This is a genomic window from Nitrosospira multiformis, from assembly GCF_900103165.1.
Taxonomy (GTDB): domain Bacteria; phylum Pseudomonadota; class Gammaproteobacteria; order Burkholderiales; family Nitrosomonadaceae; genus Nitrosospira; species Nitrosospira multiformis_D.
Genome location: NZ_FNKY01000001.1, coordinates 1,369,132 through 1,386,858, shown reverse-complemented (window position 1 = coordinate 1,386,858; position 17,727 = coordinate 1,369,132). Strand labels below are relative to the sequence as shown.

Sequence of the window (17,727 nt, the reverse complement as noted above, 5' to 3'; positions counted from 1 at the left end):
GGAATACGAGGGCTCGAAACGGGGTTTCAATCCTCGCCCAGCCAGTTCGCTGGGCGCTACATGGCGGCTGCTGGATATCCAGATCTAAATGCGCCAGTTTCAATCCTCGCCCAGCCAGTTCGCTGGGCGCTACATCAGAGTCGGCAAGAGATCAGATGCAAGCGAGGTGTTTCAATCCTCGCCCAGCCAGTTCGCTGGGCGCTACCGGCGTCTGTATGGTCCGTTTGTCATGGATATCCCGGTTTCAATCCTCGCCCAGCCAGTTCGCTGGGCGCTACGCGGCCATTTCGGTAGCATGTTCAATGTCTACAGCGTTTCAATCCTCGCCCAGCCAGTTCGCTGGGCGCTACCCATGCGCCATCCTTCATAATCGCGCGGGAACTAGTTTCAATCCTCGCCCAGCCAGTTCGCTGGGCGCTACCTCAGCACAACTCTACAGACGGAGACGCATGGTATGTTTCAATCCTCGCCCAGCCAGTTCGCTGGGCGCTACCCATATAACAGGGATAACCTATGACTACAGAATTGTTTCAATCCTCGCCCAGCCAGTTCGCTGGGCGCTACGATTCAGGTACTTGTCAACGTGGATCTCTTCGGAGTTTCAATCCTCGCCCAGCCAGTTCGCTGGGCGCTACACCTAACTGAGTCCGTACCGATCGGACTATGGTATGTTTCAATCCTCGCCCAGCCAGTTCGCTGGGCGCTACGCGGACGCTACGCCAGCAAATATCACGAGACACAAGTTTCAATCCTCGCCCAGCCAGTTCGCTGGGCGCTACCGTGGATAAGTTCCTATCTTATTAAATCTATAAAGTTTCAATCCTCGCCCAGCCAGTTCGCTGGGCGCTACCGACATTGATCCGCGATTTAAAGCCTCATTCCATGTTTCAATCCTCGCCCAGCCAGTTCGCTGGGCGCTACACGCCTACACCAATACAATTATGGGCGGAAAATTGGTTTCAATCCTCGCCCAGCCAGTTCGCTGGGCGCTACAATTTTGCAAATGCCCAGGATTCGGCCTGGATGAAGTTTCAATCCTCGCCCAGCCAGTTCGCTGGGCGCTACAGACTATTTCTGGCATACAAAATTCACTTCTGATGTTTCAATCCTCGCCCAGCCAGTTCGCTGGGCGCTACACTCAGGAGCGCATGTCCAATACTGCGCATCAACGTGTTTCAATCCTCGCCCAGCCAGTTCGCTGGGCGCTACGGTCTAAACCCTATGTTATCTGTTGCACCTGGTGGGTTTCAATCCTCGCCCAGCCAGTTCGCTGGGCGCTACTTAAGTGTGAGGATCAATCTCTCACTCTGCAAAGCGTTTCAATCCTCGCCCAGCCAGTTCGCTGGGCGCTACTTTTTATTATGAGACCTTCTGCTCGCCGTCCTGTTAGTTTCAATCCTCGCCCAGCCAGTTCGCTGGGCGCTACAGTACAACTACAACTTCATCATACAACAGAAAATTTTCCTGCGAATGCGCGAACCCCTTGCCCTTAGTTCGAATAAGCGATCTGAAAAATAGAATCTGCATGGAATTTCTCATATTTGCCAGATACCTGGCCAAAGCGCGAACACCCCCACTATTTCGCCATCACTTAGGGTTCGCGCGCCTCAAACAATCAGAGGTCCTTCAAAATTTACTGCCTTGAAATTTCCGTATTCCTTCACATGCAACTCAACCGGTTCAGTCAAACGGTATATGCGAAGATTGTCCTCTTTCTGCTCCATTTCTGCTAACAACCGTCGCTCCAGCTCTTCGTACTGCATCAAATCAACCCGGCACTCAAACACCGATTTTTGCACACGCTGCCCTATCCCTTCGCATATCTTCGCCACACGCCGCAGCCTTTTTCGCCCTTCCCGGGTTTCGGTTGATACGTCGTAAGTCACGATAATGAGCATGGTTACTTCGCCAGAAAGGGTATATATCCGTCCATCTCGCCGCGTATGGTTCGCGCCAGGAAACGCGCCTGAAGTTGCGGCAATAACCCTATAGATATTTTTGTCTCCAGCAATGGATGGGTGATTTCCTCCTGCTTGCGCTCCTGATATGCCACCACCACAGCCTTTCTCGCATCACCTTCCAGATATACCGCTCCGCCTTCACGTTCCTTGAGATCATCGGCGGTAATTTGACCACGATTAATCAAAGTCAGGGCCAGTCGATCCGCCAAAATAGCGCGGAACTCCTCCATCAAGTCCAGCGCTAACGCTGCCCGTCCGGGACGCACGGCATGGAGAAAACCCAATTGAGGATCCAGTCCCACGCTTTCCAGTGCCGAACGGCAATCGTTCATTACCATCGAGTAAAGAAATGATAGCAGCGCATTGAAGCGATCACGAGGCGGACGGCGCGAACGTCCGTTCATCGTAAAAAACTCACGTATGTTACGACGCACGAGACACGGTAACGCAGAGAAATAGATCTTCGCGGCATCGCCCTCGATTCCACGCACCACATCGAGATCGCCAGTTACCGATAGATTACGAATCGAACGAGCCAAAGACTCCGCCGCCCCGCTCAATACTTTCTGGTCATGTTCGTCGTCCGCTTCGCGCGCACCACGCATCAGCACCTGCCGAGAATTCCGCAACTTTCCCGCAATTACTGCCTGTGCCACTGCTAGAGAGAATTGTCCGTCACCCGCCATGCGATACTGTGCCTGCCGCAGCAGGATATTCCCGCTCACTGCCCCTTCCAACCGCGCCTTGAAGCGTCCGTTGCCATCGAGCAGTACCAGACTGATGCCGTCATCGGCACAACGATGCATCAATGCGGGAGAAACCATAATATTGCCAAAACAGACCACGGAGCCAAGATGGTGAAGCGGCACTTGCATTTTCTTTTGACGCTCCACGTCAATCCGTAGCGTATCGTTCTCCAGATGCACATAGGCATGAGGTGTCATTACGTAAAGCGTATTGAGGATTTGCCGCATACTGGTTTAATCGGGCATAAAAAGAGATGAACACAAGGCCGTTTGCGCTGGTTTAGCCGTTAACGCTTCCGGCTGGCAAATATCTTTCAACGAACACTCCTTGCAACGTGCGTCGTTCACTGGCGGCGGCAGTCTGCCGGAAGCCAGCAAGACGCGTACCGCCTCCGTTACCTCTTCTACCTGACGGCGCAATGCGTCAGTTATCACTACCTCTCGCCGACGGCGGGAAGAGTGGTGATAAATCGCCCCACGCGGGATTGATTTGCCTGTCATTTCTTCCAGGCAGAGCGCCTGCGCGGCGAGCTGCAAATCATCGTGTACTTTAGCTTTGCGTGGACCATGCTTGGTCTCCACGGGATAAATACTGCCATCGTGGCGAAACTCTACGACATCACATCGGCCCGTTAAGCCAAGACGGTCGGACCAGATTGGCAGCGCCCGCTCCACACGCGCACCCGGTTGCGCTTCCCATCCTGGCTTATCCACATGAGCATGCACAGCATCACCTCGGGCCGTATGAACGTTGCTGGAAAATTGCTGCTCGACATGAATCAAGGCGCACTGTCGTGGACAGTAGCTGAAGTGCTGTAGCGCGGAAATCATGATGGGTTCACTGGAGTCGTCAACCATTACCAGCCTTCGACGTTTACGTTATGCCCTTCTTTCGAGCCTTATTCAAAAACCACCAAGAATTTCATGAGACAAACCATCAAGCGTATCAAGCTGCATGCCGCCATCAGGCTGCACCGCCAGACTGCGATGTACTTTAGCTGAGGAATATTGACCTGATTTGCAGTTGTGTTTCCACCAAATCACTTTCAGAACTTCCATGCTTCCCGCTGGCCTTGCAGATGACTCATCGTTCTCTAATAACTTTGGTAGCAACTGCTTGATGGTTTCAGCATCGGCATCGCTGAACCCTGTTCGTTCAGCCAATTGCGGATTCATGCTGCCATAGAAAACATAAATTCCCTTGTCAACCCGATGTTTCATGCCCATTGTATCGGAACCGCGTTTGCTGCCGTCTCCTTCGCCGCTAACGCTTTTGGTGATCTGTGTGCTGCTGATATCGACTGGTTCCACGCTGAACGCAGACTGAACAGTGACGGGGCCACGAATGCCAATGGATACGCCGGTATCGCCTTCGCTGTCAGCTTCCCTTTTGCTTTTCTTGTCAGACTTGAACGCAAAAAGCTGACCAAATGCACGAACGTCGAACCATTGTTCACAAGCCAATTTTGCTGTCTCACTTGAGCCAAGTTTTTTTCCAAGTGCAGCATCTGCTCTAGCTTTTAGGCTTCTGGCACCGTCTATTTTTCGATCATCGGACTGTACAAAAATACTTTGGCCACTCTCCAGCAATCGATCTCTGAGCTTACGTTTAATACAAACGTCGGTAATTTCCCCAAAGCCGTCGTAGTCGGCGCGTGGGCGGTTTCCGTTAAGTGGATCACCGTTAGGGTTGGCGTGAGTAACGCGCAGGACAACGGCAAAGTCGATTTTGTTTTGCAATGTGCTCATAATGTCTTCCTTAATTGATTTTGGCAGTAGTGGTTTCAGTATTCTCATCTTGCTCCGTTTCAGGCTTGATTCGGAGTGCCTGTCGTTGGCAGTGATAACCCAGCAAAAACTCCCCAGATAGTTTTCTTTCATCCATGAAGTCGTCACCCTGAAACAAACAGGTGACTTCATCAAGTTGCCTTTCCCTTGTATATAAAAATCCCGGTGCTCTTGAACGGAGGCGCGACTTGTAGGGAACCAATGAAAGCTCAATGTTTCGCCATGTCGAGTTCGGATGATCGGCGAAACGCTGCATGAGTTTTGCAGCCGATGTATCTCGTGACTCTTTTGTCATATCGAGCGCAAATTTCTCGATATTCTCCGCAATTGCCAAAAGTCGGCCATACAAGTAATCGCGGCTGGTTCGATTCAGTTCTAATGCCATTTGGTAACCCCTTTTTTTGTGATAGCCTTTAAATAATGCACAGGCAATGCCCAACACTTTTTCCCACTCATCCTCATATATCTTGCCATTGCGCTTTTTTCTTTCCATCCCTAGTCTGTTGCAAGCCCTTCTGGTTACTGATTCCACCAAATCACGAGGGATCAGGTGCCCATCAATAATGCAGGGTAGTAAACGTTCTACAGTTGCTTTGAGTAGCTTCTCATTCCTGCTGCCGAAAGCAGCCTCAGCAATATCCTTAGGGGCTGGAGCACCGATGAACTTCACTTCCTTACCAGAATCCTGACCATAGTTTTGATACCAGGCATGGTCTCTATGCCATGCCTCAATTCGGTCAAGAAATTCGGTGTGGTCGAGTTCTCGATAGTAGGTCATCGCCATACGACCGGGGGTTGCTGAATCCAGCCCCATCACCATAACTTTATTGGTAGAACCGAGTTCAGCACGATACCCAGCAAGCAACCTTGCAAGTCGCTGCCCAAAAGCTTGTCCTGCATCACCTTGATATACTTGCTCGTGCAATTGCTGGGTATCCGGACCATCTGTTTCGACACCAAATAGCTCGAAAGAATTGTCCGTCGGGGCAGGTATTCTTTTGCCGGATACAGTCCACGCGACAACAGCCTGATCGCCATTTCGGTAAGCCTGCTTTCGTTTGGAGTCAATCAACCAGCGTAGCGCGTTATGTGCTTTTTGTGTGACCTCAAAGCCCACACCACATGCTTGGTCAGCATCAACAAATCTCCCGCGAAATGTAAAACCGCTGGTGTCATTGGATGAAATAAATTTCGCTTTATCCGCACCATGTCTGAGTTTGGAAGGATGTTGCTCGGCCAAACTCAGATTTTCACCTGTGACCAGACACAAACCTTTGTTATCTTTTTGGCTGGTGTAAAAACCAATCCAGGCATCTATCAAACCCTGATCTTTCCATGTTTCCGGCAATGCTTCCCCGGGGGTTTCTACTCGCCAGCGAATGACAGCGCCGTCAGGGGGGTTGCCATTAGGCATGATGCCAAATATCGATGGCGCTTCTTTTTTATCGCCTATCCACTCCGCCAGCAACTGTTTATCCTCATCAATGGGTAAGATTTTTTCTCGCACAAGATCGTCAAGCAAATTCCCCTTTTGTACATAAGTTTGAATCGCAGTTATTTTTGGATGCGCGAAAGATGAATTCGCCCAGTCGGACAAAAGAGACAGGTAAATCTTATGAGGTTCTGTTGGCTCGCCTGCAAATCCCGATTTAACCACACCGCCATACTTAATAAAATCACCCGCAAGGTATTGGAGTTTGTCACAAAGCGGATGACTGACGGGCTTGCTTCCTGCCCGACCAACAGATGCTTCTGTGCATGGTACAAGTGTCACGCCTTGCCCTTTCGGAATTACATTGGCGCGTAAAAACCGCCCATTGTTGTCAAGGCTCACCTCAATGTGGGCTTGTTGGGAAGTGTGGCATATTGGTTCCAGTGATACATCGCTATCCGATGAATCTCTCTGACTGGCACATTGCCCATACGTCTCATAAAGTTTCTGGATCCAGCTCATACCAACTCCCGCAAAGACAAAGGTTCCTCGCTTTCTACACCAAGAAGATTCCGGCCTTGCTCAAATTTCTTGACGGACATTTTCCTGACAAGCTTACGAACTTTACAGTTCTCTGGGCGAATAAATCGAATCACGCCATTCACCATTGTGGGTTGCCAAAAACGAGTGTGGAGATTATTGCCGCCAGTCTCATCAGGATAATCAAACCCATGAAACATGAGCCCATAAGCAAGCTCACCAGCGGTGTCGTAAGCTCCTTCACCCGAGCCAAACTTGCAGGGTTCGACATAGCCTTGGCAATCTCGGGTGCCAAGGAAAATGTCTTGGCGACCGCCACGTTCCAGCATTCGCTTGGCAACGATATGATGCTTGGCTTCGTTGCGGTCTTCCGCCAGCTCAGACCTGTGCATATTCCATTCAAAATGTGCTTTCACCTGATATTCAACATCAGACAGAAAGGTGTAGATCGCCAAAGTGTTGCCACCACCATACTCGAGTGGCTTGGTGCCTTTGGTCTGAGTGCGAATGCGCTTCATCACCCGAACTTCGTCAATCACCCAAACAATGGTGGGCTTCCAGTAGATAGACTTTGCAACACCTTTGAGCGCTTCGTAAGTCGGGATATGGTAGGAACACTTCTCGCCTCCGATTTTTGTCAGCGGATCAGTAAAGAGCGCGAATCGCCCCCAGACCTTGAATTCAATGCTGCTTCTTCTGAAATCAGACACAATAAACCTCCATTTTCCCTTCGGGGGTTAAGCTCAACCCGAAATCCTCGTTGTAGTAGCGGGCGTCTGCAAGATAGAGAATATCCACCCCCATCTGTATCTCATGCGAGGCTTTTTCTTTTTGAAGCTTTTCTAACTGATGAGGAAATACGTTGACGGTATATTGCTGCGCCCGGCGCAAGAGTTTAAATTGTTTTTCAACATCGAATGCCCCGCATAGCTCACCAATCAATTTTTTGCCTGCACTTCCGTAAGGAACGATAACGCCGCGGGTTGGCGCATCAATCGACTTGAACGCCTTGGCGGCAGCCATGAATGACTGGCGAAGATACAGATTGAATGGCGAACCCTGACAGCGGTGAAATTCTTCTGCTGCATTGGCATTACCAGCAAGCAGGTTTAGCAGTGTGTCGTCATGCCCCAATACTTTACTACCCACTGGGTAATCCATTTCGCCACGGCGCTCCGCAAAATAATAGTTGAAGTAGCACGCTATTGCGGTCGGCCCAAGCAAGTCGTTATCAAATCGGGCGGGGTCTTTTTCAAACTCGTCGAGAAGCCGTTCCGTAATGCGCTGTCCACAAGCGATATCCGTGAGCATATCTACGCGCTCTTCGCTGAGGTTGACGACATGGACATGCCCAATATCTCGCCGCCCGTTCCGGTTGCATCTGCCCGCTGCCTGCGCAATGGAGTCCAGTCCCGCAACCGAGCGGATAACTGCACCAAAGTCCACATCCACACCCGCTTCAATCAACTGGGTGCTGATGCATAGTATTGGCTCCTTGGCTTCAAGGCGTTGCCGAATTTCATCGAGAATGAAGCGGCGGTGGGCTGGGCACATGTTCGTGCTCAGGTGGTAAATCGGCATGGCTGCCTTCTCATCGCGGCATAACTGAAATAGCGCTTGGGCTGATTTCTTGGTGTTGACGATCACCAAGCAGCTACCGGCTTTCTTGGCTTCTTCCATTGCAAGCGTTGCAACTTCTTTATCTGACCAGCCACCGGGCTTTCTCCGATTGAGAACTTCGACCCGTTTGAGCTTCCTGAAAAGCTCACCCACATCAGGCATGATTTCATTGCTTGGTGGGATGCGTAGCGCTCCTTTTGATTGCTCCACCATATCCATGAGTGGTTGTGTGGCTGTGCACAACACGACTGTCGTGCCGCAATGCTCGACTAGATAATTGATAGCGTTGCAGAAGAGGTGAATGCAATTGACGGGGAGCGTCTGTATTTCATCAAAGACCAATACAGCATTCGCCAATTGATGCAGTCGCCGTGGCCCGCGTGTACCTGCACCAAACAGCGTTTCAAGCATCTGCACGTTGGTAGTGTAAATGACCGGCGCATCCCAATTTTCGACCAACATTTTGGTTTTCCAATTTTCCTCTTCCGGCATGAGATTGGAATGATGCTCAAGCACAACGTTATTGGATTTCGCACCATCCGGCTCAAGAATTTTCCGAACCACATCTGCATTCTGGTCAATGATGGAAGTAAAGGGAATGGCGTAAATTATCCGATCCATCTTGTGCTTTTCAGCGTGATGCAAAGCGAAGCGTAGGCTGGAAAGTGTCTTGCCTCCGCCTGTAGGAACTGTCAGGGTGTAGATGCCTTTCCCATTCCCCGCTTTGTCCCGGCAATGTAGAGAAATATTAGCGCGAAGTTTGTCGATGGATTGATTGGCCACAAAACTTGATAGGTAATTATCAAGCCGATATATCAAGTGTGTCCATTCGCTGTATTGTCCGTTCCGCCTTGTCTTTGCAGCGTGAGGCTTTTCAAAATCAGCACTATTCATGCGGTCAGCATCAATCAGGCAGCTAAATAAGCATCGAACTAACAGCCCCACCTTGAACCGGATAATCTGCTCATCCCCGAGTTCTTCTCTACGCACAATTTTGCTAATGGATTCTTTAATACCTTTAATGATTTCAGGGCTATTTGCTAATTCACGGAAGCGCACCGTAACGGTATTATCCATTTTCGCGATAGCTTCCTGAAGATGGGTGCGATTATCGGACTTGTTGATTCTTTTTGTGAAACGATCTTCTCCAAAACTGCTGGTGTCAGAGGATAGGCAATCAATCAAACCGGAGTGATGAGAGGCAATACACAAGGAGAGTATTTGACCTACAACCCGTCCGATTTCACCGTGGTTGGCAAGCTCCTGCCAAACGAGCTGAGCTCCGGCAGTGGAATGATCCACTTTTCCTTTCATGCCTCTTGCATCGATAAACTCATCTTCATCTTGGTCTATCAAACCAACGGCGGATTTCAGATAATGCTGAAACTCACTGCTATATTTGCCTAAATCATGGAGCAAACCAATCAATTCACCCTGATCCTGCAAGCCGATTTTGGCTGCCAAGGACTTCGCAATACGCGAAACTTCAAGTAGATGGACCTCCAGACTTTGGACAGCTCCATCCGACTTTCGTTGATGCGCGATGTATAAAGCGGCATTACTCATGGTAGCTGGTGCCCATACTGATCATTTATGCTAACTGAGCTTGGTTGTATAAAGTGGTCCCATAATCAAGGCCCATTGCGCCCTGAGCATCTTGCCGCTCATAACCGCTGGCAGATCTTTATGTAGTCCTAAAAGCTCGCTGAGTATTTGCCAAGGTCGTGCCATAAACCTGCGAGTTCCGCCCACTCGCTGGCACCAAACGTATGAGCGAATCCACCTGCCAAGCGAGAAACTTTTTGTAAATGGTCATTTAATAAATGCTCGTACCAGACGCCATCGGCATCTTTCCTGACATGAGCCATAAGTATATGGCTCATGTCATCCACTTCATCTTGATTCTCATTTGTCATTTTCTTGTTTACTCCGCCATCTTATTCCAATACCTAGCGCGGTAACCATTATCCCTTTTTCGCATATAGCAAAGCCTTTTTGATACTATGTATCATAGATTTCGTCGTCACAATTAGACCAAAGTACTACTTTCCGAGTTTGAGATAGTCTCTGCGCTGTTGATTCCAAGCGGCGGTGTCAGCCATGTGCAACAGTGTTATTTCAATTGATTGGTGAGTTACGCTATGCTTCAACCATTTTGCGTAAGATCTTTCGATGGGTTACGTTACACTCCACCCATCCTACGCAAGCAGCATAAACAATGAATCTGCCCTGATTTTGCTTGGGCTCCAAATTATCGTTTTTATTGCGGCTTCATTAACGCCACACGCTCAAAATCTGAAGTTTCTCTTCCTAAATACCAACTTGAAAAACGCAATGTCTTGACGTTCAGGTTCGGCACCATGTAATGTTCGGCCCTGATTGAGCGTCTTGGAATTCCTATCTTTGAGCACCGATCCCGCCACACACGAGCTTCTGCATGACATTCTCAAGCAGGTCTCCCGGTCGTTTTACCTCACCCTTAACGTGTTGCCGGCAGGGGTGCGCGATCAGATGGGACTGTCGTATCTGTTTGCACGCGCGGCCGATACCATCGCCGATACGGATCTTATCGATCGTGGGCAACGCCTGAAATACCTGAATCAGTTTCGAGCGCAGTTTCAAACTCATAAGATTGACTGGAAGGCTATCCAGGAGATTCAGGCCGTACTTATTCCTCATCAGAAAGACTCCGCTGAAAGCATCCTTCTCCAGCGGCTGGAGGACTGTTTGAAATTGTATGAAACATACTCCGCCGGAGATCGGGAGCGCATTCAATGGCTGATGGAGGTCCTGCCCAATGGAATGGAAATGGATCTGACCCGGTTTCCCGGTGAATCAGCCGGGCAGCTTACTGCATTATCCACGCTGGACGAGCTGGATCAGTACACTTACTATGTTGCAGGTTGTGTCGGAGAATTCTGGACCAGGATGGTCTGCGCGCATAGCCCGGAAATGGCCCGGTGGGATGTCACGAAAATGTCCACCATGGGTGTGAGATTTGGAAAAGGGTTGCAACTTACCAATATTGTAAAGGACATCGCCCGTGACCTGCATAATGGCCGCTGCTATGTGCCGGAGCCGCTCCTGCAAGAAGCCGGATTGCGGCCTGCTGATTTGCTGGATGAAGACAATCTGCCGAAATTCAGGCCCGTTTTGAATCGGCTCATCCAGCTTGCCATGGCACATCTGGATGAGGGTTGGCGGTACACCCTGGCTATTCCTCGATCCGAGATTCGCCAGCGATTAGCCTGCATGTGGCCAATTTTATTGGCTGGCGAGACGTTGAAACGCGTCTTGGTTGCTCCTGATTTACTCAACCCCGCCGTCAATGTGAAGGCGCCCCGCGGCACTGTGTATCGTGTAATGGCAATAACAATACTTACCTGCGCCAATGAATACGTAGCGACCGCCTACTGGAACCGTCTCAAAGGTATCTTGTCTGAGCCGTAGACCCGCGGGCGCGTCGGCGCAACCTAACCCGGTAATTTTTCCGGAGAATTCACGAGAGCCCAGGCGGGGCAAAGCACGCAATCCGAAGATAATGCCGGCAAAGACGCGTTAGGACGCAGTCCGGGTAACAATCATTAAAAAATATTCTTATGACAACCCCACCCCCCTCCATTGGATTCATTGCTGCTGTGGACCGCTGGCTCGATGCCAATATTTTCGCATTGGGACGGGAAATGCGTTTGTCGTATCTGCCGCCGCTCATGGTCTATGCCGCCGCCGGCATTTCCGGCCTAACAGGGATCGTGGGCACATTTTACGTCAAGGAGCGGCTGGGTCTTTCCGCCGAGTTTCTGGCGGCACTCGGGTTCTGGATGATGCTGCCGTGGGCGTTGAAAATGCCGCTCGGCCATCTGGTCGACCTGGTATGGCGCTGGAAGGGGCTGCTCGTATATCTGGGTGCAGGCCTCATTACGGTAAGCCTGCTGATCATGATCGGGCTGCTTGGCCACACGGACGCAATGCGCGCCATAGCCACGGTGGAAGCCTGGTACGTTACCGCGGCATTGCTCGCCCCTATCGGCTACGTACTGCAGGACGTGGTTGCGGATGCCATGACAGTCGAAGCGGTGCCGCGTACGGACGAGTATGGGCAGCCCCTGGCGCTGGATCATCGCAAGTCCATGCATGTCACCATGCAAACGTTGGGGCGTGTTGCCATTATCAGCGGCGGAGTGCTGGTTTCGGTGATGAATGTCTTCCTGTTGCAGGGTGTCGGTGAGCTGCCCGAAGCGGAGAAGGCGGCCACTTATCTGTCCATCTATGAGCTCGCCCTGATAATCCCCCTGGTTTCGGTTTTCGGGGTTTTATTCGCTACCTGGCTGCGGCGGCGTGATATGGCGCGGTTTGCGGCATTAGGGCATAGCCGCGAAGAATGCGAGGCATTGCTTGGTGTCGATAGCGAGCCGCCTCCGGTCAACTGGTGGATTCTCGGCGGCGGATTGGCCTTTACCGCGGTCTCCCTGAGCGTTGGTCTCAGTCGCGTTGCCGGCGGGGAAGAAATCGTCTTCTGCGTTTCCATGGCAATCGTGCTATTTCTGATGTGGCGGCTAACCGGAGAACTCGAACCCCAGGCACGCAACGTGCTGGTGGGTACCGCAGTTTTGATATTTGTATTCCGCGCCATGCCGGGGCCGGGCGCCGGTTCGACATGGTGGATGATCGACGACTTGGGTTTCGATCAACAGTTTCTTGCCGCATTGTCGCTGATTGGCGCGACGCTGACGCTCGCCGGAATGTTCATTTTTCGCCGCTTCATGGCTGAGCGTTCGATTGCCTATATCATCGGCGCACTTACCATCGCTGGAACCTTCCTGTCATTACCGGTAATCGGCATGTATTTCGGCTTGCATGAGTGGACTGCTTCCCTTACCGGCGGCGTCGTGGACGCCCGGTTTATCGCCGTTATCGATACCGCGCTGGAGTCGCCCCTGGGCCAGATCGCCATGATCCCGATGCTGGCATGGATCGCCAACTCGGCGCCGGAAAAGCTCAAGGCGACCTTTTTTGCGGTAATGGCCTCATTCACCAACCTTGCTCTGTCTGCTTCGCAGCTTGCAACCAAGTACATGAATCAAATCTTTGTGGTTGCCCGCGAGGTGAAGGACCCTGTCACCGCCGAGATCACGGTACCCGCCGATTATAGTGAACTGGGCCTGCTCCTGATCACCGTGACCGCCATCGGCTTTGCGCTGCCGCTACTGGCCATTTTACTCGTCAAACGAACACGCTTTCGTAACGCCTGAATCGGTTATCCCGATTAAAAATGCAGACGTGTTATCAAGGATCTGCTTTCCGAATTACCCATCACTTGACAACATTTCACCCGGAGTACATCATTCGACGGGGTGAGGGATTGAGCTTCCAGGAAAGAAAGTATTAGCTCGATCGGATTTCCCGCCCATCCGACACTTGGCTCGAACAAAGCCATTGAATTTCCTGTTCTTCAAATCAAGCCCTCCTTCCGGGGAGCGGGAAGAAATGCAACCAATCTCGCGACAAAAAGGCGGTGTAACGCTGTTTACACTGTTGCTGATCATTTTTGCGGCATCCATGGCATATTGGCTCTGGCGCGCCCATGCCCAGGTATCCTTGGAGATCGAGCTCGCCTGCCGCCTGCCCGCCGCGGAGGCCTGCGTTTCGGCCAAGGCTCGCTATATGAACAGCTTCTATGCCGCATGGCTTGCACAGATGTTTCCATGGATTCTTCCTTTCGTACCAGCCTTCATTTACGTATTCTTTTTCCGCTGGCTGCGCAAAGACCGGAAGCCTTGAGGGCTCGCTGCTTCCTATTGCTTTTCGATGGATGCGGTCAGCGGCAGCTCTCTTTGGCGGGATATGCCAGCACTCTGCGCAGCGCCCCCTGAAGATAGCGCGCTGGCTCGCACGCCCAGCAACCGCAGCTTCCGATTCAGCGGCGCGCGCCGCAGGCATTCCTCGGCCGCCCGGCGAATGATAACGGGATCGGCGGTAGGAAGGGATAGCGTAAGGTCGCGGGTTACGGTGCGAAAGTCGGCATACCGCAACTTGATACCGATGGTACGGCCGAGGTAACCCTTACGCTGCAGGTCATGTGCCACATCGGTACATAGCGCCGTGAAAATTTCCGTGAGAATGGAACGATCCTGGCGGGCATGGAGATCCCGTTCGAAAGTGGTCTCCCGGCTGATCGACTTGGGCTCGGCATGCGTGATCACCGGACGGTCATCAATCCCGTGAGAAACGTCATGCAGCCAGCGAGCATAGGCAGGGCTGAAGTGCATCTGCAGAAATGAGGGCTCGGCTCCCGCCAACTCGGCGATGGTGGTGATGCCAAGCGCCGCGAGCTTCTCGGTTGCCTTGGGGCCGATACCATTGATTTTCTTGACCGGCAAAGGCCAGATCCGGCTGGGAATATCCGGCAGGCCCAGAATGGTGAGGCCATCCGGTTTTTCGAGATCCGAACCGATTTTCGATAACAGTTTGTTGGGTGTCACGCCGATGGAACAAGAGAGCCCAGTGGTTTCATATACCGCCTGTTTGATGCGCCGGGCAAGCGTCATCGTATCGCCCGGCAGCTCGCTCAGATCGATGTAGATCTCGTCAATGCCATGATCTTCGATCCGGGGAGCGATCCCGGCTACGGCAGATTTAAAAAGCCGTGAATAATGGCGATAGGCGTGAAAATCTGCGGGCAGCAGGATCGCATCCGGCGCCAGTTGCGCAGCTTTCATGAGCCCCATGCCGGAGAAGACGCCGAAAACGCGGGCCTCGTAAGTGGCTGTGGTCACCACGCCGCGTCCGGCGTAATCGCGCAGCCGTGCGAAAAGGCGGTTGCCATTCTTGAGGAGCGCCGGTTGCCGATCACTCTGTCCACCAATCACGACAGGAAATCCATGTAACTCGGGGTAGCGCAGCAATTCGACCGACGCGTAGAAAGCATCCATATCAAGATGAGCTATGCGCCGAACCATTTTACCAATCTACCTGCTCAAAATGTAAACAACAAATTCCTTGACGTTAACCCGAACCAGCGGTTGACCGCTCATTTTTCAATTAGGCACCCTGTCCACAAAGACTCTTGACGCATACTTGATCTTCCACCTTGTGATGAGTTCGCTACAGGGCGGATTCAGGTTAATCAAACTTTCCGTAGTGTCATGAGTGGTGGAGTTGAAAGCGCGGAGCGAGTCCCCATCAGTCCCGCCACGGTGACGCCTATCATTCCCGAAAGCAAGCCGGTCAGCCATATCGATGGGTCGAAAGTGTAGGTTAAATTCAACGCATATTCACCGATGACATAGCCCAGCGCACTGGCCCCCGCTGCGGCGAAAAGTCCGGCCAGCCCGCCGAGTATGGCAAATTCGGCGGCCCAGGCGCGTGCTAATTGGCTACGCTTGGCCCCCAACGTACGAAATATGGCGGCCTCGTGAATGCGTTCGTCCTGGGTGGAAGCAATCGCGGCATACAGTACCGCCAATCCCGCCAGCAGCGTGAACAGGAAAACAAATTCGACCGCTTTGGTCACCTGTTCAATCACCTTGTGGACTTGACTGATGATAGTTGCCACATCGATCACAAGCAGATTGGGAAAGGCTTTGATCAGCTTGTTTGTCACCTCCATACGCTCCGGTGGCAGATGAAAACTGGTGATGTAGGTCGCCGGATATTTTTCCAGTACGCCGGGCGGTGTAACCACAAAAAAATTAACGTGAAACGTATCCCAGTCCACCTTTCTCAGACTGGTGATCGTGGCGGAAAACGTGCTGCCCGCCACGTCGTATGTCAATGTGTCGCCAAGGCCGACACCGACCGTTTTTGCGATACCCTCCTCCAGGGACATCATCGCCTTTCCCTTATCTCCCTTTTTCCACCACTGGCCCTCGATAATCTGGTTATCGCTCTGCATTTCCTCTGCCCACGAAAGATTGAATTCGCGCTCAACCAGCCGTCTGGCGCGGATGTCGGCATAATCCCCGGCCGCTATGGCCTTACCGTTGATCGCTGTCAGGCGCCCGCGAACCATGGGAAAAACCGGCGGCCGCCTGAGGCCATGCTGGTCAAAGAATGCGGCCAGCGGCTCCAGCTGGTCATCCTGGATATTTACCAGAAAATGATCGGGTGCGTCCGGGGGCAGGCTGGTGCGCCAGTTTTGCAGCAAATCATCTCGAATCAGTGTCAGCGCCAGCAACGCCATCAATCCCAATCCCAGCGCCACTGCCTGCACCACGCTGGCGGTGGCGCGCCGCCGGATACTTGCCAATCCATAGCGCAGCGCACCGCCTGTTTGACCCCGCATATGCGCCAAGGCTTTTACCAGTAGAAATCCCAGGGAACCAAAAACCGCTATTGCCGCGGCGAATCCGCCCATGACGGAAGCACCCAGACGCACGTCGCCAGCTTTCCACATGAATAGTGCCGCTAGCGCTATCAGTCCCAACGCGTAACCCGTCAGACTGTGAGTGTTTGTCATCCCGATATCCCGGCGCAATACGCGCAATGCGGACACGCTGCGCAAATTGAGTAGAGGCGGCAGTGCAAAGCCAAGCAATAACACCATGCCGGTCAGCAATCCGTGCACGCCAGGCCACACGCTGGGATACGGCAATTCCGCCTTCACCAGCCCCGAGAGCCAAAAAGTCAACGCTTCCTGTGCGAAAAAACCGAGTAGACAGCCGGCCCCGCTGGCGATCAATCCCAGTGCGGCGAAATGCCACAGATAGAGGCGTAGCATTGACGCCTGGCTGGCACCCAGACAACGCATCACGGCACAACCGTCGAGATGGCGCTGCGTGAAACGGCGCACGGCAAGCGACGCTGCCGCCGCTGCCAGCACCACGCTTGCAAGGGCGGCCAGACTGAGAAATTTCTCCGCCCGCTCCAGCGCCGACTTGATTTCAGGGCGGGCATCGCGGATGCCTTCGATTCTTTCTCCCAGTGTCAAATGCGACTGAGCCCAACTCCGAAAATTTTCCACCACGCCATCTTCTCCCGAAACCAGAAGACGATAGCCAACCCGGCTCCCCTGCTGCACCAACCCGGTCGCAGGCAGATCAACCTTGTTGATCAATACACGCGGCCGCAAATTAATGAAACCAATCGAATAGTCCGGCTCCTGCGTTATCAACGCAGTCACAGTAAAGTGTGCTGCGCCCAGCTCAATCGTATCGCCCCGATTGAGCCCAAGACGAATCATGAGCTTCTCATCTACCCATGCCGATCCGGGTGCGGGAATTGCATTGGCGATATGCGTAGGCCGGGGAGATGACACATCGCTGAAATCTTCACTGATGCGCAATTCGCCTCGCAGGGGATAGCCGGCGGTAACCGCCTTGATCTCGGTCAGCAGACTGGTCTCCCCCTTCGCGGCCATGCTGGGGAATTTAATCGCGGTGGAAACAGTCAGTCCGCGCCGTTTCGCTTCATCCGCATAATGCGGGGACAGGGGATGGTCGGCAAAAATTATCAGATCCGCGCCAAGCAGCTGATTGCCTTGGCGGGAAAGCGCCAGTTGCACCCGGTCGGCAAAAAATCCCACCGTGGTCATACCACCCACGGCGATTACCAGCGCAAAGGCCAGCACGCGCAATTCACCTGCGCGCCAGTCACGGCGAAGCATTCGGAAGGAAAGCTTAATGATGTTCATAAGGGCATT

13 protein-coding genes and 1 CRISPR repeat array (1 of these 14 only partly in view) are annotated in these 17,727 nt (G+C 52.4%); of the genes, 3 read left to right on the top strand and 10 right to left on the bottom strand.

Going from position 1 to position 17,727, the window contains the following annotated elements:
* Window positions 1–1,426: a CRISPR direct-repeat array (repeat unit 37 nt; unit sequence GTTTCAATCCTCGCCCAGCCAGTTCGCTGGGCGCTAC); it reaches 4,410 nt to the left of the window's first position.
* Window positions 1,427–1,607: 181 nt separating this feature from the next.
* From cas2 to BLR00_RS06165, 8 genes are all read right to left on the bottom strand, one after another.
* Window positions 1,608–1,898 carry a CRISPR-associated endonuclease Cas2 gene (gene cas2, locus BLR00_RS06200; protein WP_074631581.1) on the bottom strand — a complete coding sequence of 97 codons (291 nt, stop codon included), beginning with the start codon at window positions 1,896–1,898 and terminating at the stop codon, window positions 1,608–1,610.
* A 2-nt stretch (window positions 1,899–1,900) separates the two neighbouring features.
* Window positions 1,901–2,935 (bottom strand): type I-C CRISPR-associated endonuclease Cas1c, encoded by a 1,035-nt coding sequence (gene cas1c / locus BLR00_RS06195; protein ID WP_074631580.1) that lies wholly within the window; start codon window positions 2,933–2,935, stop codon window positions 1,901–1,903.
* A gap of 6 nt (window positions 2,936–2,941) precedes the next feature.
* Window positions 2,942–3,565: a CRISPR-associated protein Cas4 gene (gene cas4 / locus BLR00_RS06190; protein ID WP_074631579.1), complete on the bottom strand. Its 624-nt coding sequence runs from the start codon at window positions 3,563–3,565 to the stop codon at window positions 2,942–2,944.
* Between the two features lie 45 nt (window positions 3,566–3,610).
* Complete coding sequence (gene cas7c / locus BLR00_RS06185; protein ID WP_074631578.1) at window positions 3,611–4,456, bottom strand: type I-C CRISPR-associated protein Cas7/Csd2; 846 nt, start codon at window positions 4,454–4,456, stop codon at window positions 3,611–3,613.
* 10 nt (window positions 4,457–4,466) lie between these two features.
* Window positions 4,467–6,449: a type I-C CRISPR-associated protein Cas8c/Csd1 gene (cas8c, locus tag BLR00_RS06180; RefSeq protein ID WP_074631577.1), complete on the bottom strand. Its 1,983-nt coding sequence runs from the start codon at window positions 6,447–6,449 to the stop codon at window positions 4,467–4,469.
* Window positions 6,446–7,177, bottom strand: coding sequence for a type I-C CRISPR-associated protein Cas5c (cas5c, locus tag BLR00_RS06175; protein ID WP_074631576.1), 732 nt, complete (start codon window positions 7,175–7,177; stop codon window positions 6,446–6,448). The genes cas8c and cas5c overlap by 4 nt, the downstream gene beginning before the upstream one ends.
* Window positions 7,170–9,653 (bottom strand): CRISPR-associated helicase/endonuclease Cas3, encoded by a 2,484-nt coding sequence (locus BLR00_RS06170; protein ID WP_074631575.1) that lies wholly within the window; start codon window positions 9,651–9,653, stop codon window positions 7,170–7,172. The genes cas5c and BLR00_RS06170 overlap by 8 nt, the downstream gene beginning before the upstream one ends.
* A gap of 128 nt (window positions 9,654–9,781) precedes the next feature.
* Window positions 9,782–10,003, bottom strand: a complete 222-nt coding sequence (locus BLR00_RS06165) for an HD domain-containing protein (protein WP_218124308.1) — start codon at window positions 10,001–10,003, stop codon at window positions 9,782–9,784.
* 472 nt (window positions 10,004–10,475) lie between these two features.
* On the opposite strand from BLR00_RS06165, the gene BLR00_RS06160 reads away from it, so the two are divergent.
* The 3 genes from BLR00_RS06160 (at window position 10,476) to BLR00_RS06150 (ending at window position 13,868) form a co-directional block, all read left to right on the top strand.
* Window positions 10,476–11,537: a phytoene/squalene synthase family protein gene (locus BLR00_RS06160; RefSeq protein WP_256324067.1), complete on the top strand. Its 1,062-nt coding sequence runs from the start codon at window positions 10,476–10,478 to the stop codon at window positions 11,535–11,537.
* Between the two features lie 149 nt (window positions 11,538–11,686).
* A complete protein-coding gene (locus tag BLR00_RS06155; RefSeq protein WP_074631573.1) occupies window positions 11,687–13,339 on the top strand; it encodes an MFS transporter in 1,653 nt (550 codons plus the stop codon).
* Window positions 13,340–13,574: 235 nt separating this feature from the next.
* On the top strand, window positions 13,575–13,868 hold the full coding sequence (locus BLR00_RS06150) for a hypothetical protein (RefSeq protein ID WP_074631572.1): 294 nt from the start codon (window positions 13,575–13,577) through the stop codon (window positions 13,866–13,868).
* A gap of 14 nt (window positions 13,869–13,882) precedes the next feature.
* Here BLR00_RS06150 and dinB read toward each other — a convergent pair whose 3' ends face one another.
* Together dinB and BLR00_RS06140 are read right to left on the bottom strand one after the other, a co-directional pair.
* A complete protein-coding gene (gene dinB, locus BLR00_RS06145) occupies window positions 13,883–15,046 on the bottom strand; it encodes a DNA polymerase IV (protein WP_074631571.1) in 1,164 nt (387 codons plus the stop codon).
* Between the two features lie 167 nt (window positions 15,047–15,213).
* The gene (locus BLR00_RS06140; protein WP_074631570.1) at window positions 15,214–17,718 is read right to left on the bottom strand and encodes an ABC transporter permease; all 2,505 of its coding nucleotides are present in this window, start codon (window positions 17,716–17,718) and stop codon (window positions 15,214–15,216) included.
* Between the last annotated feature and the right edge of the window lie 9 nt (window positions 17,719–17,727).